The sequence below is a fragment of the Desulfuromonas sp. AOP6 genome (assembly GCF_009731355.2).
Classification (GTDB): domain Bacteria; phylum Desulfobacterota; class Desulfuromonadia; order Desulfuromonadales; family SZUA-540; genus SZUA-540.
The window spans coordinates 406,298-432,009 of sequence record NZ_AP022810.1 but is presented as its reverse complement, the minus strand read 5'-3'; the positions used below and the strand labels follow the sequence as shown (position 1 = coordinate 432,009).

Annotated in this window: 21 protein-coding genes, 1 tRNA gene and 1 other RNA gene; 12 read left to right on the top strand and 11 right to left on the bottom strand. The window is 59.6% G+C overall.

All coding sequences use genetic code 11. The annotated features are described in order from the left end of the window. Window positions 1–7 precede the first annotated feature (7 nt). From AOP6_RS02095 to lpdA, 12 genes are all read left to right on the top strand, one after another. Window positions 8–4,546 carry a glutamate synthase-related protein gene (locus AOP6_RS02095; protein WP_155874988.1) on the top strand — a complete coding sequence of 1,513 codons (4,539 nt, stop codon included), beginning with the start codon at window positions 8–10 and terminating at the stop codon, window positions 4,544–4,546. A 91-nt stretch (window positions 4,547–4,637) separates the two neighbouring features. Next, window positions 4,638–4,796 carry a rubredoxin gene (gene rd, locus AOP6_RS02090; protein WP_155874987.1) on the top strand — a complete coding sequence of 53 codons (159 nt, stop codon included), beginning with the start codon at window positions 4,638–4,640 and terminating at the stop codon, window positions 4,794–4,796. A gap of 24 nt (window positions 4,797–4,820) precedes the next feature. Next, the gene (gene rd, locus AOP6_RS02085) at window positions 4,821–4,979 is read left to right on the top strand and encodes a rubredoxin (RefSeq protein ID WP_155874986.1); all 159 of its coding nucleotides are present in this window, start codon (window positions 4,821–4,823) and stop codon (window positions 4,977–4,979) included. 24 nt (window positions 4,980–5,003) lie between these two features. After that, entirely contained in the window at window positions 5,004–5,669 is a 666-nt protein-coding gene (lipB, locus tag AOP6_RS02080) for a lipoyl(octanoyl) transferase LipB (RefSeq protein WP_225897327.1), read from the top strand. After that, window positions 5,653–6,534: a lipoyl synthase gene (gene lipA, locus AOP6_RS02075; RefSeq protein WP_155874985.1), complete on the top strand. Its 882-nt coding sequence runs from the start codon at window positions 5,653–5,655 to the stop codon at window positions 6,532–6,534. Before lipB ends, lipA begins: the two co-directional genes overlap by 17 nt. After that, entirely contained in the window at window positions 6,518–7,489 is a 972-nt protein-coding gene (gene trxB / locus AOP6_RS02070; protein ID WP_213194716.1) for a thioredoxin-disulfide reductase, read from the top strand. The genes lipA and trxB overlap by 17 nt, the downstream gene beginning before the upstream one ends. 93 nt (window positions 7,490–7,582) lie before the next feature. Beyond that, window positions 7,583–8,206 (top strand): CoA pyrophosphatase, encoded by a 624-nt coding sequence (locus tag AOP6_RS02065; RefSeq protein ID WP_155874984.1) that lies wholly within the window; start codon window positions 7,583–7,585, stop codon window positions 8,204–8,206. 33 nt (window positions 8,207–8,239) lie between these two features. Beyond that, window positions 8,240–8,794 carry a YkgJ family cysteine cluster protein gene (locus tag AOP6_RS02060; protein WP_155874983.1) on the top strand — a complete coding sequence of 185 codons (555 nt, stop codon included), beginning with the start codon at window positions 8,240–8,242 and terminating at the stop codon, window positions 8,792–8,794. A gap of 199 nt (window positions 8,795–8,993) precedes the next feature. After that, window positions 8,994–9,599 (top strand): MarC family protein, encoded by a 606-nt coding sequence (locus AOP6_RS02055; RefSeq protein ID WP_155874982.1) that lies wholly within the window; start codon window positions 8,994–8,996, stop codon window positions 9,597–9,599. A gap of 157 nt (window positions 9,600–9,756) precedes the next feature. After that, window positions 9,757–12,450, top strand: coding sequence for a 2-oxoglutarate dehydrogenase E1 component (locus tag AOP6_RS02050; RefSeq protein WP_155874981.1), 2,694 nt, complete (start codon window positions 9,757–9,759; stop codon window positions 12,448–12,450). Window positions 12,451–12,511: 61 nt separating this feature from the next. After that, window positions 12,512–13,738, top strand: coding sequence for a 2-oxoglutarate dehydrogenase complex dihydrolipoyllysine-residue succinyltransferase (gene odhB, locus AOP6_RS02045; protein WP_155874980.1), 1,227 nt, complete (start codon window positions 12,512–12,514; stop codon window positions 13,736–13,738). 47 nt (window positions 13,739–13,785) lie between these two features. Further along, on the top strand, window positions 13,786–15,210 hold the full coding sequence (gene lpdA / locus AOP6_RS02040) for a dihydrolipoyl dehydrogenase (protein ID WP_155874979.1): 1,425 nt from the start codon (window positions 13,786–13,788) through the stop codon (window positions 15,208–15,210). 29 nt (window positions 15,211–15,239) lie between these two features. On the opposite strand, the gene AOP6_RS02035 is transcribed toward lpdA, so the two are convergent. The 11 genes from AOP6_RS02035 to rpoD all read right to left on the bottom strand — a co-directional run bounded on the left by AOP6_RS02035 (window position 15,240) and on the right by rpoD (window position 25,672). After that, window positions 15,240–15,689 carry a hypothetical protein gene (locus AOP6_RS02035; RefSeq protein ID WP_155874978.1) on the bottom strand — a complete coding sequence of 150 codons (450 nt, stop codon included), beginning with the start codon at window positions 15,687–15,689 and terminating at the stop codon, window positions 15,240–15,242. A 93-nt stretch (window positions 15,690–15,782) separates the two neighbouring features. After that, complete coding sequence (locus AOP6_RS02030) at window positions 15,783–16,280, bottom strand: universal stress protein (protein WP_155874977.1); 498 nt, start codon at window positions 16,278–16,280, stop codon at window positions 15,783–15,785. Further along, a complete protein-coding gene (locus AOP6_RS02025) occupies window positions 16,277–18,355 on the bottom strand; it encodes a TRAP transporter permease (RefSeq protein ID WP_155874976.1) in 2,079 nt (692 codons plus the stop codon). Before AOP6_RS02025 ends, AOP6_RS02030 begins: the two co-directional genes overlap by 4 nt. A gap of 97 nt (window positions 18,356–18,452) precedes the next feature. Continuing rightward, on the bottom strand, window positions 18,453–19,421 hold the full coding sequence (locus AOP6_RS02020) for a TAXI family TRAP transporter solute-binding subunit (RefSeq protein ID WP_155874975.1): 969 nt from the start codon (window positions 19,419–19,421) through the stop codon (window positions 18,453–18,455). 194 nt (window positions 19,422–19,615) lie between these two features. After that, window positions 19,616–20,644: a TIGR00730 family Rossman fold protein gene (locus tag AOP6_RS02015; RefSeq protein ID WP_155874974.1), complete on the bottom strand. Its 1,029-nt coding sequence runs from the start codon at window positions 20,642–20,644 to the stop codon at window positions 19,616–19,618. A 52-nt stretch (window positions 20,645–20,696) separates the two neighbouring features. Further along, complete coding sequence (locus AOP6_RS02010) at window positions 20,697–21,245, bottom strand: hypothetical protein (RefSeq protein WP_155874973.1); 549 nt, start codon at window positions 21,243–21,245, stop codon at window positions 20,697–20,699. A 59-nt stretch (window positions 21,246–21,304) separates the two neighbouring features. After that, an RNA gene (rnpB, locus tag AOP6_RS02005) (RNase P RNA component class A) lies at window positions 21,305–21,687 on the bottom strand. A gap of 44 nt (window positions 21,688–21,731) precedes the next feature. Then, the gene (locus AOP6_RS02000) at window positions 21,732–22,439 is read right to left on the bottom strand and encodes a C4-type zinc ribbon domain-containing protein (RefSeq protein WP_155874972.1); all 708 of its coding nucleotides are present in this window, start codon (window positions 22,437–22,439) and stop codon (window positions 21,732–21,734) included. A 70-nt stretch (window positions 22,440–22,509) separates the two neighbouring features. Continuing rightward, complete coding sequence (locus AOP6_RS01995; RefSeq protein ID WP_155874971.1) at window positions 22,510–23,634, bottom strand: Nif3-like dinuclear metal center hexameric protein; 1,125 nt, start codon at window positions 23,632–23,634, stop codon at window positions 22,510–22,512. 135 nt (window positions 23,635–23,769) lie between these two features. Next, window positions 23,770–23,845 (bottom strand) — tRNA-Ile (locus AOP6_RS01990). Between the two features lie 69 nt (window positions 23,846–23,914). Then, complete coding sequence (gene rpoD, locus AOP6_RS01985; RefSeq protein WP_155874970.1) at window positions 23,915–25,672, bottom strand: RNA polymerase sigma factor RpoD; 1,758 nt, start codon at window positions 25,670–25,672, stop codon at window positions 23,915–23,917. Between the last annotated feature and the right edge of the window lie 40 nt (window positions 25,673–25,712).

Genomic DNA, 25,712 nt, shown 5'->3' with positions numbered 1-25,712 from the left:
AGTCCCCATGAAAAACGCCAGCCATGATCCTTCCGGCCTGATGCCACCCGAAAGGGACGCCTGCGCCATTATTTCCTACATCAACAAGGCCGGTCACCCCACCCATGGCAACGTGCAGCGAACCATCGAGGCTCTCATCAAGATGGGACACCGGGCCGGCGAAATCAGCGGTGAAGGGGACGGCTGCGGCATCCTGACCGACATTCCGCGACGTCTCTGGCATGACATTCTGAAGGGGGCTGGCCACAACGGGGACCTTGTCGATGCGAAAGGGTTTGCCATCGGCCATTTCCTCCTGCCCAAAGAGGCTCTCGCCGACGATCCCGAGCTGCAGGAAAAAATTCTGACTCTCTTTCGCGAAGCTGGGGCCCAAATCCTGGTCGAGCGGCCTGGCCCGGTGCGCAACGAGCTTCTTTCGGCCATGGCGCGGCGCACCGAACCCCGTTTCTGGCAGGTGGCGCTGCTGCTTCCTCAACCAAACAAAGCGCCAGCGACCCTCTATCGGCTGCATGCCGACATCGAAGAGCGCTTTCCGGTACACGTCGCCTCTCTCTCCACCCAAATCGCTTCCTACAAAGTGCATGGTGCTCCGGAAATCCTGCCACGCTACTACCCGGAGCTCAAGCGCCGTGATTTTCTGTCGGCAGTCACCATCGGGCACAGCCGTTTTTCCACCAACACGCTACCGACGGTACTGCGGGCCCAGCCCTTCAGCCTGCTCGGGCACAACGGCGAGATCAACACCATCGCCCGTCTGCGCGAAGAGGCCGCCATCCTCGGCATCCCGCTGCCGCCGGGAGGCAGCGATTCCCAGGATCTCAACCGCCTCCTCGAAGGCCTCATTCACCAGGTCGGCCTGACCCTGGCCGAGGCCATGGAGATGGTTTTTCCGCCGATCTTCAGCATCATGGAGACCCTGCCTGAGCCCTTGCAGGACATGTATCGGGTCTTTCGGCGCCTGCTCACCGCCAGCGCCCAGGGACCGGCTGCCATCATAGCCAGGCACCAGGATAGCTGCGTTTTCAGCGTCGACGCCATGGGTCTGCGCCCCCTCTGGGTCGGCGAGACGGAAAAAGAATACTTCGTCTCTTCCGAGGTCGGCGTGGTCCCGCAGGAGGAAATCCTCTCCGACCCCAAGGTACTGGCACCCGGTGAAAAGGTCGCCCTCCAGGTTAAAGCCGGACAGCAGGTCGAGCTGCTGGAACACGACATCTTGCGGCAGGAAGTCTACCGGCTTTTCAGCCGCAGAACCCGTCTAAATGAGCATGGGCAACTGTTGACCCGGGCTCGGGACCTGCAGACCGCTCCGGTGAAAGAGGCGGTCTCCTTTGCCCGCAGCCGCAGCTTCGTGCAGGAGAACCTGCTGACTGCCCTGGCCTGGAAAAAGAGCGATCTGCGCAATCTGGACGACATGGCCCGCAGCGGCCAGGACCCCATCGCCTCCCTCGGCTATGACGGACCTCTGGCGGCTCTGGCCAGCGGCCGTCAGAATCTCTCCGACTACTTCAAGGAACAGGTGGCCGTGGTTACCAATCCGGCCATTGACCGGGAGCGGGAGTCGGAGCATTTTTCCACTCGGGTCTATCTTGGTGCCCGTCCCCGCCTCGGCGGCCGCAAGGGACCGGCTGTCGAACTTGACTCGCCCCTATTGACAGGGGGAGGGCGACAGGCGCCGACCTCTGCCGACGAAGAAGCAGCCAAGGAGCATGGCACCTGCACCCTGGAAGCGCTGCTGCATCACTTCGGCGGTCAGCGTCCCCGCTATCGGGCCCTCTCCTGTAGCCTGCGTCGGGAAGAAACGGTGCAGCAAGCCCTGGAGAGGCTGGCTCAGGAAGCGCTGGCCGCCGCCAACGGTGGCAAACTGCTGCTGCTCATCGACGACTCCCTGGTCTTTTCTTCCACCCGGAGCTTTCTCGACCCCTATCTCGTCGTCGCCAGTCTGCACAAGGCGCTCAAAGAAAACCGCAGCCGCGGCGGGGTCTCCCTGCGAAGCCAGGTCTCCCTGGTGTTGCGCTCCGGCGCAATGCGCAACCTGCATGACCTTATTCTGGCCCTGGGCATGGGTGCCGACGCTCTCTGCCCCTACCTCATGTGGGAAATCGCCACCCAGGAAGAAAAGGGCCTTGTCCACCTGCTGGATGTCCTGAGTAAAGGGCTGGAAAAAGTCATTTCCACCATGGGGACACACGAGATTGGCGGCTACGGCAAATATTTCGCCTCCATCGGCCTGTCTCCCGAGATCGCTGCCATCTTTGAAACACCCGATTTTTGCGGGACCGCTAAGGGAGGTCTGACCCTGGCCAGGCTGGAAGAGGACAACCGCCAACGCGGCACTGTCGCCCGCAGCCAGCAAAAACAGCCGGTACCCGCCCAGTTTCGCCTCTATCCACGCATCTGGAAAATGGTCGGCGCCGTCGCCAAGATGGAGGAGAGCTATGCCGACCTCTCCCGGCTTATTCGTGAACTGGAAACGGAAAATCCCCTTGCCATCCGCCATCTCGTCGATTTCCGTTTTACCCCGGAGCTGACCGTTGATCCCGAAGAGGTCGACGCGACCATCGGCCACCATGATCTGCCCATCCTCATCTCCGCCATGAGTTTCGGCTCGCAGGGGGAGACCCCTTTCCGCATCTACGCCGAAGCGGCCAAGCGTCTCAATATCATCTGCATGAATGGTGAAGGAGGAGAAATTGCCGACATGCTGGGGCGCTATCGCGCCAATCGCGGTCAGCAGATCGCCTCGGGCCGTTTCGGCGTGCACATGGATCTGCTCAATTCCGCCGACTTTCTCGAAATCAAGGTGGGCCAGGGGGCCAAGCCGGGCGAAGGCGGTCATCTGCCCGGTTTCAAGGTCACGGCCAAGATTGCCGCCGCCCGCAATGCCACGCCGGGTGTGGCCCTGATTTCGCCCTCCAACAATCACGATATCTACTCCATCGAGGATCTGGCCCAGATCATCGAGGAACTGCGCACCGCCAATCCGCGGGCCCGTATTTCGGTCAAGGTGCCGGCCGTGGCCGGTATCGGCACCATCGCCATGGGCGTCGCCAAGGCCGGCGCCGACATCCTCACCGTCAGCGGGTACAGCGGTGGCACCGGCGCCGCCCGCAAGCACGCCATCAAGTTCGTCGGCCTGCCGGCGGAGATCGGCGTCCGCGAAGCCCATCGAGCCCTGGTAAGCGCCGGCATGCGCGACCGCCTGGAAATCTGGGCCGACGGCGGCGCCCGCAGCGGACGCGACGTGGTCAAGCTCATGCTTCTGGGGGCCAATCGAGTCGGCTTCGGCACCCTGGCCATGGTGGTCATCGGCTGCACCACCTGTCGTGGCTGCCATCTCGACACCTGCCATGTCGGCATCGCCACCCAGATCGAGAGTGCGGCGGAGGCCGAACAGCGGGGACTCAAACGCTTCGTCCCTCGCGTCCTCGAGAATGGTATCATTTACGAAACAACTTTCTTCCGTGCCCTCGGGCAGGAGATCAAGATCATCACGGCCAAGCTTGGCTTCCACCGCACCCAGGACCTGGTTGGCCGGGCAGAGCTGTTGGCACAGAACCGGGGCCAGGACCAGCTCGATCTCGACGCGCTGCTAGCGCCGACGCCGAGCGACCCCACGCCGGACGTTCTCAACAAGGTGCGCATCATTCGAAAACCTCTCAACTACCTGACCTCCCTCATCTCGTCGCTCGTCACCAAGGCTTTTGACGAGGGCGAAAATCGGGTGCGCTACAACGACGACAGCGCCAGCAGTTCGGACCGGGCTTTGGGTACCTATCTGGCTGGCGCCATGACCCGGGGTACCACCGAGGACCGCTACGGCCCTGAAAAGGAAGTCCTTCTTCATTTCCGCCGTGACTCCATCCCCGGCAACGGCCTGGCTGCCTTCAATATCCCGCGCATCAACTACCGGGTCGAGGGAGGCGCCCAGGATGGTCTCGGCAAATCCGCTCGCGGCGGCAAGATCGTCATTCTGAAAGGAGAGAACCGCAACGGCTTCCGCGTCGGCGGCTCCGTCGGCAAAGGGCTGGCTTACGGCGCCCTCGGCGGCACCTTCCTCATCCAGGGGGACGCCGACAGCCGGGCCTGCATTCGCCTGTCGGGGGCCGATGTGGTCCTGGGAGGCCGCATCCGTCGTCCCCTCGATGACAGCGCCGGCAATATCGCCGGGCGGGCCAACCTCAAGGGATTTGCCTTCGAATATATGACAGCCGGTCGCGTTGTTGTTCTCGGCGACCCCGGACCCTGGATCTGCTCGGGCATGACTGGCGGCGTCGTCTACTGCCATCTCGACGCCGAAATGCACATGACCCGCGAAGCACTGCGGCGGCGGCTGGCCCAGGGCTCTGGTGTGGAAATTCGCAGCCTCGAAGAAGAGGACGTCAACCACATCAATGAACTGCTGATGCAGTATCACCGCGAACTGCTCCACTCGGACCAGATGGAGGAGGCCGACTGGGTGAGCCGCGTCGTTTCCCACTGCCGTACCCGTTTCGTCAAGATCGTGCCGGAGGGAACGCCCCTTCGCCCCGCGACCATGACGGAATAGACCCCTTGTCAAGACGAGGATTTCGTCTAGAATAGATGGGAGATTTTTATCGGCCCCGCCAAACAAAACCCTTGCTTCGGAGGATCGTATTATGGACAAATACCGTTGCCTTATCTGTGATTACATCTATGACCCCGCCGCCGGCGATCCGGAAAACGGCGTCGATCCGGGCACCCCCTTTGAAGAACTGCCGGAGGACTGGGTCTGCCCCCTGTGTGGCGCCGACAAGTCCGAATTTGAAAAAATGTGATCCCGCCAAAGGAGATTTGCTTCAATGGATAGATACATCTGCACCATCTGTGGCTACGTCTATGACCCCGCTCTGGGCGACCCGAGTGGGGGAATAAGCGCCGGTACTTCTTTCAATGATCTCCCAGACGATTGGGTCTGCCCCGATTGCGGCGCCGGCAAAGCCAGCTTTGAAAAGGCCTGAAATCCTCATCTCTGCACGTCCTTTATGATGAGACGATTCTTTACCCTGAGGCCCGGGCGGGTCAGCTACCGCCTGGGCCTCTCTATTCAGGAGCAGCTCCTGCTCGCCCGGCGAGAGGGACAGGAGGACATCCTGCTGCTGCTCGAACATCCACCGGTTATTACGCTCGGACGCCGCGGCCAGGAGAGTCATCTGCTGACTGCCCCCGCCGATCTTGAAAGTATGGGCCTCGCGGTTTTTCACACCGGTCGCGGCGGCGATGTCACCTACCATGGCCCGGGACAGCTCATCGGCTATCCCATCGTCGATCTGCAGCCCCTCAACCGGGACCTGCATCTCTATCTGCGACGCCTGGAAGAGATGTTGATCGACACTCTGGCGGCCTTCGCCATCACGGGCCGGCGGGTTGAAGGAAAGACGGGGGTGTGGGTCGGTGAAAAAAAAATCGCCTCCATCGGCGTGGGTGTACGCCAGTGGGTGACCTGGCACGGATTCGCCCTCAATGTCAGCGAGCAGACCGCCGGTTTCTCCCACATCGTCCCCTGCGGGCTGACCGGGGTGGCCATGACCTCGATGGAACAGTTGCTTGGCCGCAGAATCGCCCTGTCTGAGGTCGAGGAGCAGTTGATTCCGGCCTTTGCCAGGGTCTTTGACAGCACGCACGCAGGAGCCTATGAAGCAACGACCTGAACGCAAACCTGACTGGCTCAAAGTCCGGTTCCCCGCCGGGCCTCAGTACGCCCGCATCGACCGCTACCACCGCCAGCAGGGGCTTCACTCTGTCTGCCGCAGTGCCGCCTGCCCCAACCAGGGCGAGTGCTGGAGCCGCGGCGTCGCCACTTTTATGATTCTGGGCGACCGCTGCACCAGAAACTGTACTTTCTGTAATGTGGCCGGTGCCCCCCCCTTGCCCGTCGATGCCGAAGAACCGTTCAAGGTGGCTAGTGCCGCCGCCGAACTCGGTCTGAAACACGCCGTGGTCACCTCCGTCACCCGGGACGACCTGGCCGATGGCGGCGCCGCTCACTTTGCCGCGCTGGTTGAAGCCTTTCGCTCTCTGGCGCCGGGCTGTCGCGTCGAATTGCTGATTCCGGATTTGGGCGGCAATTTGGCGGCGCTGCACACCATCCTGGCCGCGGGGCCGGACATCCTCGGCCACAACATTGAAACGGTACCGCGGTTCTATCCCGAGGTCCGGCAGGGCGCCTCCTATAGCCGTTCCTTGCAGCTTTTACGTGAAGTTACTGGAAAGGCACCTCAGACCCCCCTTAAAACGGGGATCATGCTCGGCTTGGGTGAAGAGGAGGCGGAAGTGGTCGCTGTGCTGCGCGACCTGCGTGACTGCGGCGTCGAACTGCTGACAATCGGCCAGTACCTGGCGCCAAGTCGCAACCATCACCCCGTGCGGCGTTATGTGCCGCCGGCGGAATTCGCCGCCTGGAAAGAGACCGCCACCGCTCTCGGCTTTGCCCATGTCGAGGCCGGTCCCCTGGTGCGCTCATCCTATCACGCTGAAGAACAGTTCGAGGAGTCGCTGCATGTCCGCATCCCCTGATATTCGTGATGTCATCATCCTCGGTTCCGGCCCGGCCGGACTGACCGCCGCCACCTATGCCGCCCGCGCCAATCTCAGGCCGCTGCTGGTTTATGGACAGCAGCCGGGGGGCCAACTCACGACCACGACCAATATCGACAACTTCCCCGGGTTTCCCGAGGGGATAGACGGCAATGAGCTGATGCAGAGGTTTGAAGCGCAGGCGCAGCGGTTCGGCGCTGAATTTCTGCAGGGGCAGGTCACCAGGGTCGAAGTGGGCTGCTGCCCCTTTCGCCTCTGGGTCGGCGAAGATCAACTCACTTGTCGCGCTCTCATCATTGCCACGGGCGCCTCCCCCAAAATGCTGGGGCTGTCCAACGAATGGGACCTTTACGGCCGCGGTGTCTCCGTGTGCGCCACCTGCGACGGCTTTTTCTACCGCGACAAGGAGGTCGTCATCGTCGGCGGCGGCGATACCGCCATGGAAGAAGCCTCTTTCCTCACCCGCTTCGCCCGCAAGGTCACCGTGGTTCACCGCCGCGACAGCCTACGTGCTTCACCGCCTCTGCAGCGGCGCGCCCAGGACAACGACAAGATCAGCTTCCGCCTGAACTCGGTCATTACCGCCATCCAGGGCGACAAAACGCGGGGAGTAACGGGCGTAAACATCCGCAACCTTACCGACGGCCGCGAAGACGCGCTGGACTGTGACGGCCTCTTTATCGCCATCGGCCACCATCCCAACACGGAGCTCTTCAAAGGCCAGCTCGACATGGACAAGGAAAGTTTTCTGGTCACCCGCAATTTCACCGAGACCAACATCCCGGGAGTCTTTGCCGCCGGAGACGTGCAGGATCCCCATTTCCGTCAGGCCATCACTGCCGCAGGTACGGGAGCCATGGCCGCCCTTCAGGCCCAGCGCTACCTGGAGGACCTCAACGACCGGCAGAAACTTTGCTCCCGCCAGTGCACATAGGATTGAAACTTTACCAGCATAACTCACAGGAGACTGGACCACGGCAGCCTGCTGCCGTTACAATGAGAAAAAAACGCAGGGGTTCCTTTCGTTATGATATCCATCGCTCAAGTCCGCGACGCCCTGGCTCCCTATCAGCCCAAACTCTGCGCTGCCGGAGAGAAAACCCAGGCCGCCGTCGCCCTCCTTCTCTGGCAGAGCCGGGAAGGACTCAAAATTCTTTTCATCGAACGGGCTCGGCATGAGCGCGACCCCTGGTCAGGGAATATCGCCTTTCCCGGCGGACGCCTTGATCCTAACGACCGCGACCTGCGCCATGCCGCCGAGCGTGAGACGCTGGAAGAGATCGGGCTTGATCTGTCAGAGGCGGAGTTCCTCGGACGCCTTGACGATGTCACCGGAGCGGTTCTTCCCGTACAAGTCGCCTGCTTCGTTTACCACCTTCCCCATGCCGGCCCTTTCACGCTCAACCACGAGGTCAAAGAAGTTTTCTGGTTCCCCATCACCGAACTGGTCAACCCGCGGCGCCATACCCAAACCAACATCCGCTGGAATGCGCGCAACCGGGCTGTGCCCTCCATCGATCTGCTGGGCGAGGGACGTCCGGTGCTCTGGGGCCTGACCTTTCGCATGGTTAAACAATTACTCAAGCGCCTGCTCGACCATCATCCTGACCTTGCCCAGAGGGCCGCCGGTTCCAAAGCTACCCACAGCTGATACCCATCCCCCACCCATCCAAGGATCGAACTCATGTCCCCTTTTGATACCTATCTGCAACTGCGCGACAAGGTCGACACCCTTTGCCGACAGATTGAAAAGGCTCACACCGACGCCATCTCCTGCCAGGCTGGTTGCGATAGCTGCTGCCTGGCATTGACCCTCTTTCCCGTGGAGGCCTATGCCCTGGCCAAGGCAGTCGCTGCCCAACCGGAGACTGTCCGGGAAAGACTACGCGGGCGGGGACGCAAAGTTGGCGACAATGGGGCTTGCCCGCTTCTGGAAGAGGGACATTGCCTTCTCTATGGCGATCGCCCCATCATCTGTCGCACCCATGGCCTGCCAATCCTCCTACGCGAACCCGAGGGAACACGCGTTGATTTCTGCCCTCTCAACTTTGTTGGGTACGACAGCCTCACCGGCAGTTCCCTCATTGACCTGGAACGCCTCAACGAGCTGCTGGCCGCCATCAATCACGACTTCGTCACCCGAAACTTCGGACCGCAGGCACTACCTGACCGCATCGCCATAGGAGAGGCCCTGCGGCTGCCATGGCCACCCCGTGCGGCGGGCAAAACATCCTCCTGACCTGGCGCACACAGCGGGGAACAAAACCGGCCCGTTCATTTTTTTCATTTGTTCACAATTTTCATACTCTCTTAATTCCTGGCAGAAGGCACCCCGGCAACAGGCTGGACGCAGATAGGTTTTCATGCTACTTTGGCGCTCTGACTCGCCTTCGATTCCCGACCAGAAATCCACTACGTGTTAGGACGAGGTACTTGCCGTGACTATCCTGTCAGCCACCCTGCTGCTCCTGTTTGTCATGGACCCCATCGGCAACATCCCCCTTTTCCTTACGGCTCTCAAGGATGTCCCCCCCGAGCGGCAGAAGAAGGTCATCATCCGGGAGCTGTTCATCGCCCTGCTGGTTCTGGTGCTTTTTCTGTTTCTCGGTAAGTTTCTGCTGCACGCGCTCAACATCTCGGATCCAACGCTGACCGTGGCCGGCGGCATCATCCTGTTCATGATCGCCATCCGCATGGTCTTTCCCTCGCCCAGCGGACTCTATGAGGTGCCTATCGCTATCGACGGCGAGCCTTTCATCGTGCCCCTGGCCATTCCTTTTATAGCTGGCCCTTCAGCCCTGGCCTCCGTAGTCTTCATCATGAACCGGGACAGCACGCGCTGGCCCGAATGGCTGCTGGCGATTTTCATGGCCTGGCTCATCACCGGCACCATCCTTTCTTTTTCTACCAGTCTCAACCGCTGGCTGGGTAAAAGGGGGATTATCGCGATTGAACGACTGATGGGCATGATCCTGACAACCCTAGCTGTACAGATGATCATGGGTGGTGTCAGCCAGTATCTGAGGCCGATACTGAGCCCTTAAAACGTCCCTTTCTAGATCTTGCCGCATCACTCCAGGGTTTTGGGGTCGAAGCGTTTGCATGCCTTTTGCCGCCTGTTATAATTCTGGAATTGACCGTGCCCTACACAGGTTCCTTCAGCTCCCAACAATAGCGTCCCTTTAATCCCGGCGGATATTCATGACCTTTCTCGACAACGCCAGTCCCGACTATTTCGAGGCCCAATACACTCTCTGGAAACAGGACCCGCGGCAGGTCCCCCGACAATGGCAGATCTTTTTCGAAGGGTTCGACTTGGGGCGCACCCAAGAGGCGGACACAGGATCTGTCGGTGAGTGCCATGCCCTGGAGCTCAAGCAGTCCGCCGTTCAGTCCCTCATGTATCGCTATCGTTCCATTGGGCATCTGCTGGCCTGCACGGATCCCCTTAATCCCTGCCCGCTGTCCCATCCTCTGCTGGATCTTGAAACCTTCGGCCTGGACGATAATGACCTGACCCGGGTGTTTCACACCAAAAGGTTTTTGAAGGAAAGTGCCTCGCTGAAAGAAATTCTCGAGACCATGCAGGAGACCTACTGCCGCTCCATCGGGGTGGAATTCATGCATATCCAGGATCCGGCCGAACGCCAATGGCTCATCGACCGAATGGAGAGCTGCCGTAACCGCCCTTCCTTCACGCCGACCGAAAAAAAGGCCATCCTGCAGAAACTGCAGCAGGCCACCCTGTTCGAGAACTTTCTGCATCGCAAGTTCCTCGGGCAGAAACGCTTCAGCCTGGAGGGGGGAGAGATCATCATCCCCTTACTCGACCGCTTTATCCACCGAGCGGGCGCTTTGTCCCTCAAAACCCTGGTCCTGGGTATGGCCCACCGCGGACGTCTCAACGTGTTGGCCAACAACTTTCACAAACCGCTGGAAAACATCTTCGCCGAATTCAAAGACAACCTGGAGTACGAATTCGTCGGTGAAGGCGACGTCAAATACCACAAGGGCTTCTCCATCGACCATGATTTCCCCGACCAGGGGAGTCTGCATCTGAGCATGGCCTCGAACCCGAGTCACCTGGAAGCAGTGAACCCCGTCGTCGAAGGCAAAACCAGGGCACGGCAGGAGGCCCTCGGTGAGGGCGGCGCCAAGCTCGTCCTGCCGGTGCTACTCCATGGCGATGCCGCCTTCGCCGGTCAGGGGATGGTCGCGGAGACCCTCAACCTCTCCCAACTGGAAGGTTACAGTACCGGCGGCACGGTGCATATCGTCCTCAACAATCAGATCGGCTTTACCACCGCCCCCGCCGACGCCCGTTCCACCCACTATGCCACGGACATGGCCAAGATGCTCATGGTCCCCATCTTCCATATTCACGGGGAAGACCCCGAAGCCGCCGCCTACGTAGCCGATTTGGCCCTCGACTACCGGCAGCGCTACGGCCGGGATGTCATCCTCGAAGTCATCTGCTACCGCCGGCATGGACACAACGAGGGGGATGAACCCTTTTTCACACAGCCGCTCATGTACGAAAAAATCAAGGAGCGGCCGCCTGCCCACGAGATCTATGCTGCGCGTCTGCAGGAGGAAGGCCTCCCTCCTGAGGAAATGGAGGCTATGGCCGACAGTTTCTCTCAGCGACTGGAGGAGGCCCTTGAAAAACCGGGGAAGCGAGCCGATGCCGGTTTCCGGGGCAAATGGAAAGATATCGCCCGCGACTACACCCCGGCACCTGTCCAAACCGCCCTCGCCGCAGACACTCTGCAGGATATCGCCCGCCGACTGGCCCAGATCCCCGACGACTTTACACCGCACCCCAAAGTCGCGACTCTGCTGCAGAAACGGCTGGAAGCCATCGAGGCGGGAGAAGAGATCGACTGGGGCAACGCCGAGCATCTGGCTCTGGCCACCCTGCTCAGCGAAGGCATGAGTGTGCGCCTTTCCGGCCAGGACGTGCGTCGGGGCACCTTCAACCACCGCCACGCCGTGCTGGTCGATGCCAAAAACGCCAAAACATTTATGCCCCTCGCGACCGTCGCCGCAGACAAGGCGGCCTGCCGCATCTACAACAGCATGCTCTCCGAAGCGGCGGTGCTCGGCTTCGATTACGGCTATTCCCTGGAGACACCTTACGCCCTGACCATATGGGAAGCCCAGTTCGGCGATTTCGCCAACGGCGCCCAGGTCATCATCGATCAATTCATCGCCAGCGGCTCCTCCAAGTGGGATCGGCACAGCGGCCTGACCCTGTTCCTCCCTCATGGTTTCGAGGGGCAGGGGGCCGAACACTCCAGCGCCCGCATCGAACGCTTTTTACAGCTGTGCGCCGACCACAACCTGATGGCGAGCAACCCCAGCACCCCGGCCCAGTTCTTTCATCTCCTGCGCCGGCAGGTGCTGCAGCCCTTCCGACGACCCCTGATTGTCTTCACCCCCAAGAGCCTGCTCAGGCACCCTGCCTGTCGCTCAAACCTGTCCGCTTTTACGCAAGGGCACTTCGAGGAGTTTCTCCTGACGGCCACCAAGCCTAAGAAGGTCAAAACCCTTCTTTTCTGCAGCGGCAAAATTTTCTATGAATTGCAGGAGAAACTGGAGTCAGGGGGGGATGAATCCATTGCCCTGGTGCGCGTCGAACAGCTCTACCCCTGGGTGGAGGAGCGCCTAGGGGAGCTTTTGGCTCCCTTCGACAAACTGGAACGGGCGGTCTGGGTTCAGGAAGAGCCCCGCAACGCCGGCGCCTGGGAGTTTGTGCGGCCGCGGCTGGCGAAGGCCACCGGCCTGGAGCCTGACTATATTGGCCGTGACCCGGCGGCGGCTCCCGCCGTTGGTTCCCATCGCCTGCACAAGAAAGAACAGGAGGAGATTATCGAAGCGGCCTTCTCCATCTGAACGGCAGACGCACCCTCGGCCAGACTGTTATGATTTCAACCACGCACTCCCGGAGATTCCCATGAAAATTACAGTTCCCGAAATAGGCGAATCCGTGTTTGAAGCGGTCGTTGGCAAATGGCACAAAAAAGACGGGGACTTCGTCCGCAAAGACGAGGTGCTGCTTGAACTGGAGACCGACAAAATCAATCTTGAAATCCAGGCGGAAGCTGATGGGTCCCTGGCTATCGGCGCCCAGGAAGGGGAAACGGTGAAGGTCGGCGGCGCCCTGGGCAACATCGATGAGAAGGCTTCGTCACCGCCGAAGACCGATCAGGAAACCTCTGCGGACGACGAAGAGAAAAAGGAAGAAAAACCCAAGGCAGCGGAGGACAAACCGCCTGCGGTCAATCCGGCCGCCGCCAAGATGGCCAGAGAGAGAGGCATCGACCTCGACACCGTCTCCGGCAGTGGCCGGAACGGCCGCATCACCGTCGACGACGTCCTGCAGGCCAGCAACGAGAATAAAAAGGAGCAGGCGCCTTCGCCTCCCAAAAAAGAACCAGCCGCCGCTCCCCGTAAGGAACCCGCCGCCGAGCCCGAAGAGAGCGGACGCACCACCCGCAAGCGCATGAGCCCGCTCCGCAAGAAGATCGCGGAACGGCTCGTTGCCGTGCGACAGCAGACAGCCATGCTCACCACCTTCAACGAAGCGGACATGAGCCGCATTGACGCTCTGCGCCAGAAGCACAAGGAAGCCTTCCGTGAAAAACACGGGGTCTCTTTGGGGCTGATGTCCTTTTTCGTGAAAGCCTGCGTCGAGGCTCTCAAAGCCTTCCCCGAGGTCAACGCCCGCATCGATGGTGAGGACATGGTCTTCCAGCACTTCTACGATATCGGCATCGCCGTCGGCTCTGAGCGAGGCCTTATTGTGCCAGTCCTGCGCCATGCCGACGGGCTCAGCTTTGCCGGCATCGAGCAGGGCATCCAGGAGCTGGTCGACCGCATTCAGAACAACCGCATCACCCTCGACGAGTTGGAAGGGGGCACTTTCACCATCAGCAACGGGGGCATTTATGGCTCCATGCTCAGCACCCCCATTCTCAACCCCCCGCAAAGCGGCGTTCTCGGCATGCACGCCATCGAAGAGCGGGCAGTGGTATGCGATGGCAAGGTCGTCATCCGGCCCATCATGTACCTGGCCCTGAGCTATGATCATCGCATCATCGACGGGAAACAGGCGGTCCAGTTCCTGCGCAAGATCAAGGAGGTTCTCGAAGAGCCCGAAGAGCTGCTCTTCGAGCTCTGAACCGTCTTTGCATCCCGTAACCCGAGAGCCCCATAAGGAAATGATTCATGAGTGAAGATATGTTTGACCTGATCGTTATCGGCGCCGGCCCCGGCGGTTACGTGGCCGCCATCCGCGCTAGCCAGCTCGGCCTTAAAGTCGCTGTTGTGGAAAGTCGGGACACCCTTGGTGGCGTCTGCCTGAACGAAGGCTGCATCCCCAGCAAGGCCCTGCTCGAGTCCAGCGAACTCTTTGCCCTGGCCCGGGACCGGTTTGGCGACCACGGCATCGAGATTCAACCGCCCAAGCTCGATATGGAAAAAATGATGGCCCGTAAGGATGAGGTGGTGCAAAAACTCACCGACGGCGTCGCCTTTCTGTTTAAGAAGAACAAGATCAAGCGTTTCAGGGGCAAAGGTCGTCTGCTGGAAACCGAGGATGGCGCTGCCGGACACCAGGTTCGCGTTGAGGGCGAAGGGAAAGACGAGGCTCAGCAGATACGCGGCCAGAAAGTGTTGCTCGCTACCGGCAGCACCGCCACAGAACTCCCCGACCTCCCCTTCGACGACGATCTCGTTGTCAGCGCCCGCGAAGCGCTGTCCTTCGGCCTGATTCCCGAACATCTGCTGGTGGTGGGCGCCGGCTTCATCGGCCTTGAACTCGGTTCCGTCTGGCTGCGCCTTGGCGCCAAGGTCACCGTGGTGGAAATGCTCCCCCACATCCTGCCCCATTCAGACCGCAAATCGGCCGACCAGATCCTGAGATCCCTCAAAAAGCAGGGGATGGAGTTTCTGCTGGAGAGCAAAATTGTCGAGATTAAAGAGAAGCATGGGCGGGCTACTGCCACCATCGAGGGCAAGAAAGGACCAAAAGAGGTTCTTTGCGACCGCATCCTCGTGGCCGTAGGACGCCGACCACTCACGGAAGGCCTGGGACTCGACGAGGTCGGTGTGGAGCAGGACGAGCGCGGCCGCATCAAGGTGGATGACGACTACCAGACGAACGTGCCTGGCATCTACGCCATCGGCGACCTCATACCTGGACCCATGCTGGCCCACAAGGCTTCAGAAGAGGGTGTGGTCTTTGCCGAACGCCTGGCCGGGCAGCAGTCCCGGATCGAGTATGATGAAATCCCTGGGGTCATCTACACCTGGCCGGAAATGGCGTCGGTGGGCAAGACGGAGGAAGAACTGAAAGAAGCCGGCATCGACTATGCGGTGGGAAAGTTTCCTTTTTCAGCCAACGGCCGCGCCCGCTGCCTTGACGAAACGGACGGTTTCGTCAAGGTGCTGGCCAAGCCGGACAGTGGAAAAATTCTCGGCATCCACATCGTTGGCCCCAGGGCTTCCGATCTGATCGCCGAAGCAACGGCAGTCATGGCTTTCGGCGGCAGCAGCCGGGATATCGCCCTGATGATTCACGCCCACCCCACCCTGTCGGAGGCGGTAAAAGAAGCGGCCCTGGCCGCCAACGGCGCGGCTATTCATGCCTGATCGGCTGGGAGCTCTGAGGGCGACAACCGTTAGTTCGGGCTCGTCGGCACAGAGGTTAAGCCCAGGCGGGAAGAGGCAGAGGAGAAACGGCTGTAGTAGTCCGTCATGTCTTCGAGAATACGGGTCGACTCCTTGACCTGGCGAACCAGCTCTTTGAAGGCGCAACCTTCCCAAGGGGATTTTGCATCGACATTGATCCGCTGGGGATTCTTTTTGGTGGTCATGGAGCGGTTGGGCCCATCGGACACGAGCAGAACCCAGGCATCGGCATAGTCACTCTCCACTATGGCATCGCACAGGAGCTTCTTCTGCTCCACCAGCAGAATGCGGGCACCGAACATCCCCGCCAGACGTTCAATGGCCTCGCGATGGCGGCCCATGGTTTCGTAAGAGCGCCCCGTGTCGCCGATATCGACGAAGATGGCTACCTTGGCACTGCGAAACTTCTCATAATCGACCAATGCTTCTGAACGGATCATCACTCTACCCTCATTTTCATTTAGTAAGACTTTATCGCCGGCAGAATTACATACTAGCGGCAATTTCTGTCTTGGCAAGGCACGGCTGCATTTCTAATCGTGTGCCTGACTGAGGGGAATCACCAGGACGGGTCGCGTTGACTTGCGCAGGACCTTCTCGGCCACGCTCCCCAAAAAGGTGTACTTCAGCGCACCCTTGCCATGACTGCCCAGAACAATGAGATCGGCGTCCATGCGGTCCGATGTCTCCAGGATAAGCCCCACGGCATGGCCGTGATGGATTTCGATGGCGGCTATCCGTTCAAGGTCTTCCGGATGGTCGGCCAGCTCTTCTTCGGCAAAGATCTTCAGCTTCTGGCGAATCGTCTCGCTCACCTCCTGCTTGTGCTCCAGTTCTAAATCCGCCAGTTTACTCTCTCCCATGACCGTGGAAACATAGTTGAGCACCGCCGGATCCATCTCGGGCATGACATGCAGCAGGTGAATACGGGCGTCGTGACAACGCGCGATGCCGACCGCATGGCGGAAAGCCAGCGTTGCATTGGAAGTCAGATCTGTCGCGTAAAGGATGCTTTTGTACTGGGGTATCATAACGCCTCCTTGCCTGCCGCCGACACCTTGGGAACGCGTATTTTCTGCAGGGCAAAAATCCCTCCCCACAGAGCCAGGCCCACGAGATAACTCATATAATGATTGCTTATGCCGACGTAGCTGGCAAAGAAGCCGGGGCGGAACATGATGAGCGCCACACCGAGCAAAAGAATGATTTCATACCAGCGGGTCCGCACCAGAAACCAGCCTTGTGTGGCCGAAGCAAAGGCAAACATGCCGACACAGGTCATCCCGAAGATGTAGAGGGAAAGGCCGATGCCGTCCACCCCGATCAGCAGCATGTCGGTATTGAAGATGAACATGAAGGGGAGAATCGCCGTGCGGATATCGTACATGAATCCCTGTAGCCCCGTCGGTATGGGATCCGACTTGGCGATGGCGCTGGCGGCATAGGCGGCAAGACCGACAGGTGGCGTGTCATCGGCCAGGATGCCGAAATAGAAGACAAAGAGATGGGCCGCGATCAGAGGCACCTCGAAACCCTGCCAATCGGCAATGGTCACCAGGGCAGGAGCCGTCAGGGAAGCCATGACGATGTAATTGGCTGTGGTCGGCAGTCCCATACCCAGGATAAGGCTGGCCACAGCCGTAATCAGCAGCATGAGGAAGATATTGCCCATACTCAGGGTATCGATAATGTCGGTAATCAGACCGCCGAGTCCCATGGTGACCACCCCGACGATGATACCGGCCGCGGCGGTGGCAATGGCCACGCTGACCATATTGCGAGCGCCGGAGACCATCCCCCCCAGGATTTCCAGGACGCCGAGCCTTATCCCCTGCCCAAAGCTGATACCAAGCTTCTTGCGGCCGATGGCACGCTGGAAGAGCATGATCACCATCAGCACCAGGATGGCTCGAAAGGCAGCCAGATCGGGGGAATGCCTCGGGATGATGAGCTCATAGAGGAGCATGAAGATGGGGATGAGGTAGTGCAGACCCTGACGCAGGATTTGGAAGAAGACCGGTAATTCCTCTTTACTCAGCCCCCGCATGCCCAACTTGCCGGCCTCCAGATGGGTCAGCCAGAACAGGGCGGCGTAGGAGGCAAAGGCGGGTACCGCCGCGGCCTTACAGACTTCGAGGTAGGAGATATTGACGTACTCGGCGATAATAAAGGCCGCTGCTCCCATGATCGGCGGCATCAACTGGCCGTTCGTCGATACGGCCACCTCGATGGCCGCCGCCTTTTTAGCCGGATAGCCGACTTTTTTCATCAGGGGAATAGTGAAGGTACCGGTGGTGACGACGTTGGCGATACTGGAGCCGGAGACGATACCCGTGAGACCGCTGGCCAGAACCGCCGCCTTGGCCGGCCCTCCCTTATAGCGGCCGAGCAGGCTCATGGCGAGGTCGATGAAGAACTTGCCGGCCCCCGCCTTTTCCAGCATGGCTCCGAACAGAACAAACAAAAAGACGATGCGCGCCGAGACGCTCAGAGGGATGCCGTAAATCCCCTCGGTGGTCAGGGAAATCTGGCTGACATAGCGGGAAACGCTGACCCCCTTGAAAGCAAGGAAGTCCGGCATATACTGCCCGAAAAAGACATAGGCAGTAAAGACCGAGGCAATTACCGGCAGGGCCGGGCCAATCACCCGCCGCGCTGCTTCCAGCAGGATGAGGACCAGAAAGATACCAACCACGATGTCGCGCTGACTGGGGCGGCCCACCCGATTGGCTATCCCATCGTAATCCAGGGCAATGTAGAGGGCCGCCAGGGTGGCCAGCAGAGCGATGATAAAATCGCCGACGGGAATCTTGTGCTTTTCACCCAGCCAGCGCAACCCGGGCACGTCGATATCGCGACGGAAGGTCGGATAGGACAGAAAGACGATGGCCATGGCAAAGGCCAGATGAATGGCGCGGATGTAGGTGGAATCGAGCAGCAGCCAGCTCGACAGGGAGAGCTGAAAGAGGGACCAGGCCAAGGCGATGGCCGGTACCAGATAGAGGGTCCACCCCTGCAGACGGCGCAGACCGAGTTCCTCCTCTTCCTTCATGCGCTGGGCCGCGGCCAAGCCTTCGTCATGAACTTCCTGGGGAGTTTCCGTCATAGATTCACTCGCTCATGAATAGAGATGTCCTTCACCATCCCCTGTCGGCAAGGGCAGCGGCCGGAACGCGATTATACCCGGTTCCGGCCGTAACAGATCACTGAAGCAGACCGACTTCCCTGAAATACTTCTCGGCGCCCGGGTGAAGAGGCGCCGAGAGCCCCTGCAGCATGTTTTCACGAGTCAGAACGCCCAGAGCCGGATGAAGGTCGCGCAGTTCATCGATATTTTCGAAGACCTCTTTGGTGATGGTGTAGATGATGTCTGCCGGCACATCTGCGGAGGTACAGATAGTGGCCTTGACACCGAAGGTGGGCACGTCCTCCTTATTGACGACGCCGGGATAGGGGCCCACCGGAATCGTCGCTGGAGCATAGTAGGGCTGGTCGGCGGTCAGCTTGGCAACCAGGGCCTCATCGACGGGCACGAAATTGACCTTGCGGGCGCCGGCGACGGCCTCCTTGATCGACCCGTTGGGATGCCCCACGGTATAGAAGAAAGCGTCGATGCGACCGTCCTGCAACATGCTGGCCGCTTCGGCAGGCTTGATCCCTTCGGCCTGGAGATCCTTGTCCACATCAATGCCCGCCGCCTTGAAAAAGTCCATGGCATTCACGCGTTGGCCGGTGCCGGGAGCACCGATATTGACGATCTTCCCTTTGAGATCGGCCACGGAGCGGATGTTTTTGTCCTCTGCGGCCAGAATGGTCACCGCCTCGGGATGGATGGCGAACATGGCGCGCAGCTTCTTCTGCGGAACACCATCCCACTCCCCTTTGCCGTTATAAGCCTGCCACTGCAGATCGGACTGGACCACTCCCATCTCGAGATCACCGTTCATGAGGGCGTTGACATTGAAAACCGAACCACCGGTGGACTCGACGGTCATGCGCAGGTTGTATTCCCGGCGCTTCTTGTTGATCAGCTTGCTGATGGCACCCCCCGTCGGGTAGTAAACTCCGGTAACTCCTCCGGTTCCAATGGTGACATACTGGACGGCCAAGGCATCGCCCCCGACAAAAACCAGCAGCGCCAGGGCAAGAATCCACACGGACAGTTTTTTCATACCGCTTTTCCTCCTTGATGGGTTTTAGACATGCGTCAGGACAAAGAAGGGCCTCGCGCCGATCGCCTCCATTCCTCGTGACGGGCGACCACAACGCGTCGGAAAACTTTTTCAGTATAACGGATGAGCTGATTTTGGCAAAAAAAGAGCCCCAAAGGCTATAGAAACGCCTCTGGGGCCGGGGAGCGGAAGGATCAGAAGGAATTGATGCGGCGGATGAAGGCTTTGAGCAGGCCGAAACTGCGCCGATTGAACTCGAAGGCCAGGCGGGGCAGACTGAGAAGATCCGGCTCGTCCTTTTCCTCTGGAAAAGCCTCGGTCAGGCGCAGCGAACTGCCGGGTTCGATGATCTCGCTGAACTCGCCCTGAAGCGTGGCGAGCTGCTCTTCGCTGAGGGTCTTGTTCAGACGGATGATCAGGGTGTCCTTGACGAAGCGGCTGGAGTGGTAGACCCGATAGAATTCGTCAATAACCTGCACGGCCTCCTCGACATCACGGGTAATGGTGAACAGGCTGAAATCCTCACCGGAAATAAGGCCGCGCTTGAGGAGGATTTTTTTGATAAACTGGAACCAGTGTTCCCAATAATCACCGTTGTCATCGTCGATGAGCACCAGGGGGATGGGGGGATTTTTGCCCGTCTGCACCAGGGTCAGAGTCTCCATGGCCTCATCGAGGGTGCCGAAGCCGCCGGGAAAGAGGGCCACCGCTTGGGCTTCCTTGAGAAAAGCGACCTTGCGGTTGAAAAAATATTTATAGGTGATGACGTTTTTACTGTTCTCCATTACCGGATTGGTGTCCTGCTCGAAAGGAAGGCGGATATTGACAGCGAAGGAGTTCTCCGCTCCGGCCCCTTCATTGCCGGCCTGCATGATGCCGCCGCCACCGCCGGTGATGACCATGTAGCCGAGCTCGGCCAGTCGTCGGGAAAACTCGACGCACTTCTGATAGATCGGTTCGCTGGGCTCGGTGCGGGCCGAACCGAAGATGGTCACCTTCTTACGCTGGCGGTAGGGACCAAAGACCTTGTTGGTGTAGCGCATCTCCTTCATGGTGGTGCGCATGAGTTTGAGATCGGCCAGGTAATCAGTCTCCTGCCCGGCCATCAGGGAGCTGAGAATCATCTCGCGAACCAGCCCGGGGTGATGCACATCGACACGGCGGAGCAGATCATCAATCATGTCGTCCACCTCGCCGTTGGCGCGGCTGAAATGTAATTCCATCAGTATCCCTCCTCGGCCCGACGGGGCCTTTAAAAATTAACGCCCTGACCAGTTAAGAGGTCTTGCGGGCCAGGAAGGCCTGGCCCGCCAGGCGCTCCTGCCGAATAAAAAGTCCGCGCAGACTGGCGCCGGCATAACGCACATCGAACTCATTATAGAGATCGCGCAAACGGCTTTCAATAGTGTAGAACTGCTCCCGATCCCCAGGAGTCATGCGGTCCTCGACCCGTTCGCAATTGAAAGTCACACAATTGAACGGTCGAAAGCCCGCTGGCAACAGACAGCCGGTCTGGCCTAAAAAAGGGCAGGGAGCCGTAAAATCCGGATGGGGGACAGGTCTCTCCGCCCGCAGGAGTCCCAGCAGATTGACCAGGGTGAGATGATTTTTGCCGCAGTCGCAGCAGGCCCCCAGACAATCGGTACAGCACTGCGCACCCCCAGCCTGGAGAAAAAGGACCTGGAGCTGTTCCTGAAGATAAGCGATGCGCTGCAGACGGCTGTCCATCCAGTCCCGCTCCTGGGGGGAAAGTTGGGAAAACTCTGCCTGAACTGTGTCGACAATAAGGGACCAGCGCGGATACATGTCGGAGCAGGAAGTCATCTTCGTCCTGAAAAAGAAACGACACGGCCGGAAAAGGACGTGCCGTTTACTTAAAAATAGGCTGGAGAAGGCCGTAAGCCGGGTTCTGTTCCCTGCGGCGGTTCCCCGCGGCAGGGTGATGATCATTCCTCTAGGGCTGCCGTTGCCGACAGTCTCAAGCAACCGAACCCGGGAGCTTCGGACGGGCCGCCCTCAAACGCTCCCCTATTTGGTCTTGCTCCGGATGGGGTTTACCGAGCTTCCGACGTCACCGCCGGAACTGGTGAGCTCTTACCTCACCCTTTCACCCTTACCCGTCTTCGCCGAAGCGCGGACGGGCGGTCTCCTCTCTGTGGCACTTTCCCTGGGGTCACCCCCGGTCCCCGTTAGGGACCATCCTGCCCTGCGGAGCCCGGACTTTCCTCCCGCTCCCGAAGGAGCCAGCGATCATCTGTCCTTCTCCAGCCGTTTGCCATTATCGATGTCTTTTCCCGAAATGACAAGACGTTATCTGGGCAAGACGTACAGGAGGCGATTGCAGTGGGGACAGCTCTGGATCTCGGCGGCCGTATACAGGTTGTTGAAAAGCTGCGGCGGCAGATGCATGTTGCAGCCCAGGCAGGTCTCGTTGCGTGCTTCCACGACGGCAATACCGCCCCGCCGTTCAAGCAGCATCTGGTAGCGCTTGCGCACGGTGGTGGAGAGTCCTTTGAGCAAGGCTTCCCGCTGGACTCCTTTTTCTTGGAGGACGCCGTCGAACTCGGCCATGGCGGCATCGATTTCGGCATTGCGGGCACTGGTTTTCTCCTGCAGGGAGCCCAGTTCCTCCGTCTTTTCTTCCTGGTCCCTGGCGAGCACGTCGATCTCGGCGTCCTTGCGCTGGATACTGTCAAGAAGTTCCTTGTTCATCTTCTTGGCGGTATCGACCTCCTTAAGGACGGCCACGTACTCCTTCTGGGTCTTGATGGCCGGCAGACGGCCTTCGGCCTTCTGCACGTTGTCCTGCTCCTGAGCAAGCGCCTGCTGCAAAGCGGCCCGCTCCTTCTTGAGGGCGTCGATATCGCCGTCGAGTTTGTCCACCATGGCCTGGATACGAGCCAGCTCCTCGCCACTGACCTGCTGCTCGTCTGCGAGCACCTGACGCTTATGGCGAATACCAATGAGTTCCTGATCCAGCTCCTGCAGATCTTTAAGCTTTTCCATCTTTTCTTGCACCTTCCTTACCTCCCGGTTGAGACTTCAGGTTGTTTCTTGACGGCGAAACGGCTGAGACAGGGAAGGGGAGTCAGACCGTGGTAAACGGATCCCCCTCCCCCTCCATTTCTATGAATTCGACTTCCAGTTTTTTCTTAATCGCTTCCTCTTTGAGTACCCTGGCCAGATTCGGCACCATAATCCGTTCGGTGCCGAAGTGGCTGGCATCAATGAGCGCCATATTCAGACTTTCGGCCTGGCGCGCCTCATGATACTTCACATCACCCGTCACCAGCACGTCGGCCCCCTGGCGTTTGGCCTCGCTGAGCAGGGAAGCCCCACTGCCGCCACAGACCGCGACCTTGACAATGCGGTGCTCGGCGTGACCGACGAGACGTAGCGACGAGAGGCCAAGGCCCTGCTTGACGCGTTCAGCCAAACTCGCGAGGGTGGCCGGTTCCGACAGGCGCCCGATCCGGCCCAGCCCGATGTCCGCCGGGCTGTTAAGTAGCGGAACAAGATCATAGGCCACCTCCTCATAGGGATGGGCCTTGATCATCTTGCTGACGACTTTGTTCACCGACTCCCGGGGCAGCACGACTTCCAGTCGCAGTTCATCGACCCGCGCGGTCTCGCCGAGGGTACCGATGAAAGGCTGCGCGCCTGAACCCGGGCGGAAACTGCCCTGCCCTGCACTGCGGAAAGAGACACGGTCATAGCGTCCGACCTGACCGGCACCGGCGGCGAAGAGAGCCTCCGAAACCACCTCTTCATGGCCACTGGGCACAAAAACCACGAGCTTGACCAGACTGCCCCCCAAGGCGAGGGGAAGGACCTGCGTCAATTGCAGGGTGCGGGCGAGCCAATCGTTTAGGCCGTCACGTCCCCTGTCCAGGTTGGTATGCGCGCTGAAAACGGCGATACCGTCGCGGATCGCCTGAAACAGAATGCGGCCGGTTTCGTCAGTGGGCTGTATGTTTTTAAGGGGGCGAAATATGAGCGGGTGGTGGGAGATGATGGCTTGGGCCCCCGCCGAGCGAGCGGCGGCAAGGGCCTTTTCGGAGGGGTCCAGACAGATCAGCGCGGTCTTCACGGCGGCCGCCGGATCCCCAACCTGCAGGCCGACATTGTCCCACTCCTCGGCCAGGGCCGAGGGGTAGAGGGCATGTATCAGGCCGACAAGATCCTGTATGCGAACGATCTGTTCTTTCTTCATGCTCCGCTTATTGCGTTTAAATACCAAAAAAAAGAGTGCAACTCTGGGTCTGGTTGCACTCCTGGGAACTTATGGTTTTGCTTTTTCTAACCGTTTTATATGCAATATGAGCGTTCGTCTCATGCGCTTCCTTGTTGGTGGGCCCACCAGGATTCGAACCTGGGACCAACCGGTTATGAGCCGGTGGCTCTACCAACTGAGCTATAGGCCCGTTGCGTTGAACAAGCGCTTAGTTTATGGCCTGGATACATGCGTGTCAAGGCCATTTTCCTTTTTTCGTCTAAAACTCCACAAAACTCTTCAGGCGCTTGGAGCGGCTGGGATGGCGGAGCTTGCGCAGAGCTTTGGCTTCGATCTGACGGATACGCTCACGGGTAACGGCAAAATCCTGCCCCACCTCTTCCAGGGTGTGATCCGATTTTTCGCCGATGCCGAAGCGCATGCGCAGGACCTTCTCCTCTCGCGGAGTCAGGGTGGAAAGAACGCGGGAGGTCTGGTCGGAAAGGTTCCCCTTGATAACCGCTTCGAGGGGGGAGACAACCCCCTTGTCCTCGATGAAATCGCCCAGGGAAGAATCTTCCTCCTCGCCGATGGGGGTCTCCAGGGAAATGGGTTCCTTGGCGATTTTCAGAACGCGGCGAACCTTCTCCAGCGGCAAATCCATACGCTCGGCAATCTCCTCCGGCGTCGGCTCGCGCCCCATCTCCTGCACGAGCTGCCGGCTGGTGCGGATCAGCTTGTTGATGGTCTCGATCATATGAACCGGGATACGGATGGTGCGAGCCTGGTCAGCGATGGCCCGGGTGATGGCCTGGCGGATCCACCAGGTGGCATAAGTGGAGAACTTATAGCCGCGCTGATATTCAAACTTGTCCACCGCCTTCATGAGGCCAATATTCCCCTCCTGAATGAGGTCGAGGAACTGCAGACCACGGTTGGTGTACTTCTTGGCGATGGAGACGACCAGGCGCAGGTTGGCTTCCACCAGTTCCGTCTTGGCGATCTTGGCCCGCCATTCCCCCTTCTGCAGCTCTTTCAGGGACTCCAGCAGTTCTTCCGGCGCAAAGCCTGATTCTTCCTGCACCCGCTTGAACTTACGCTGGGCACTCTTGAGGCGCTTTTCCACCACCAGCAGACTGTCGATGGGGGTTTTGAGCTCTTCGGAGACCTTGAGGGCTTCCTCGTCGCTCTTGCGCATGCGCCGCAGCAGCCGCTTGATGTCCTTGTGGGGCAGCTTCAGTTCATCCTCGCAGGCTCTGACCTCGGTCATCCCTTTCTTGACCTGCTCCGCCAGTTCCTTGAGGGTGTCAACAATCTTGGCTACCTGGAAATCCTTGAGGCGGATCTGGCGCATCAGCTCGGAGATCTGGGTCTTGAGTTCCCTGGTCTGCTTCTCCAGCGTCTTTTTCTCATCCTTGGGCACCTCCCCGGCGAGGCGTTCGCGGGCAGCCATAAAATGGGTGTCCAGCTCGCGGATCTGGTCGACCAGGGCGAGGATACGCAGGCGATTCTTTTCTTCCTCCTCGCTCCCCTCTTCCTCCTCGTAATCCTTGGTGATCTCGGCGACGCTGATCTGGCCCTTGGCCAGACGATCTCCCAATCCGATGATCTCCTTGAAAGCGATAGGGGTCTTCATGATGACACTGGTCACCAGGGCTTCCCCCTCTTCGATGCGCTTGGCGATCTCGACCTCCCCTTCGCGGGTCAGCAGAGAGACCTGGCCCATCTCGCGCAGGTACATGCGGACGGGGTCGCTGGTGCGGCCGAGGACGCCGGCCTCGAACTCGGACTCCTCTTCCTCTTCGTCGTCGCCGCCCTCCTCGTCGATACCCCGCTCGTCGGAAAGGGACACCTTTTTGTCGGAATCGACCACGGCAATATCCATCTCACCGAACATGCTCATGACATCTTCCAGCTGATCGGAAGAGATGAGATCGGCAGGTAGGGAATCGTTCACCTCGTCATAGGTGAGAAAGCCCTTTTCCTTGCCCAGGTCGATCAGGTTCTGAACTTCTTCCATTGCGTTTTTTTTCGCCATGTAACCTCTTCTCCTCTTGCCCCTGCCTGACGGGGCCTGG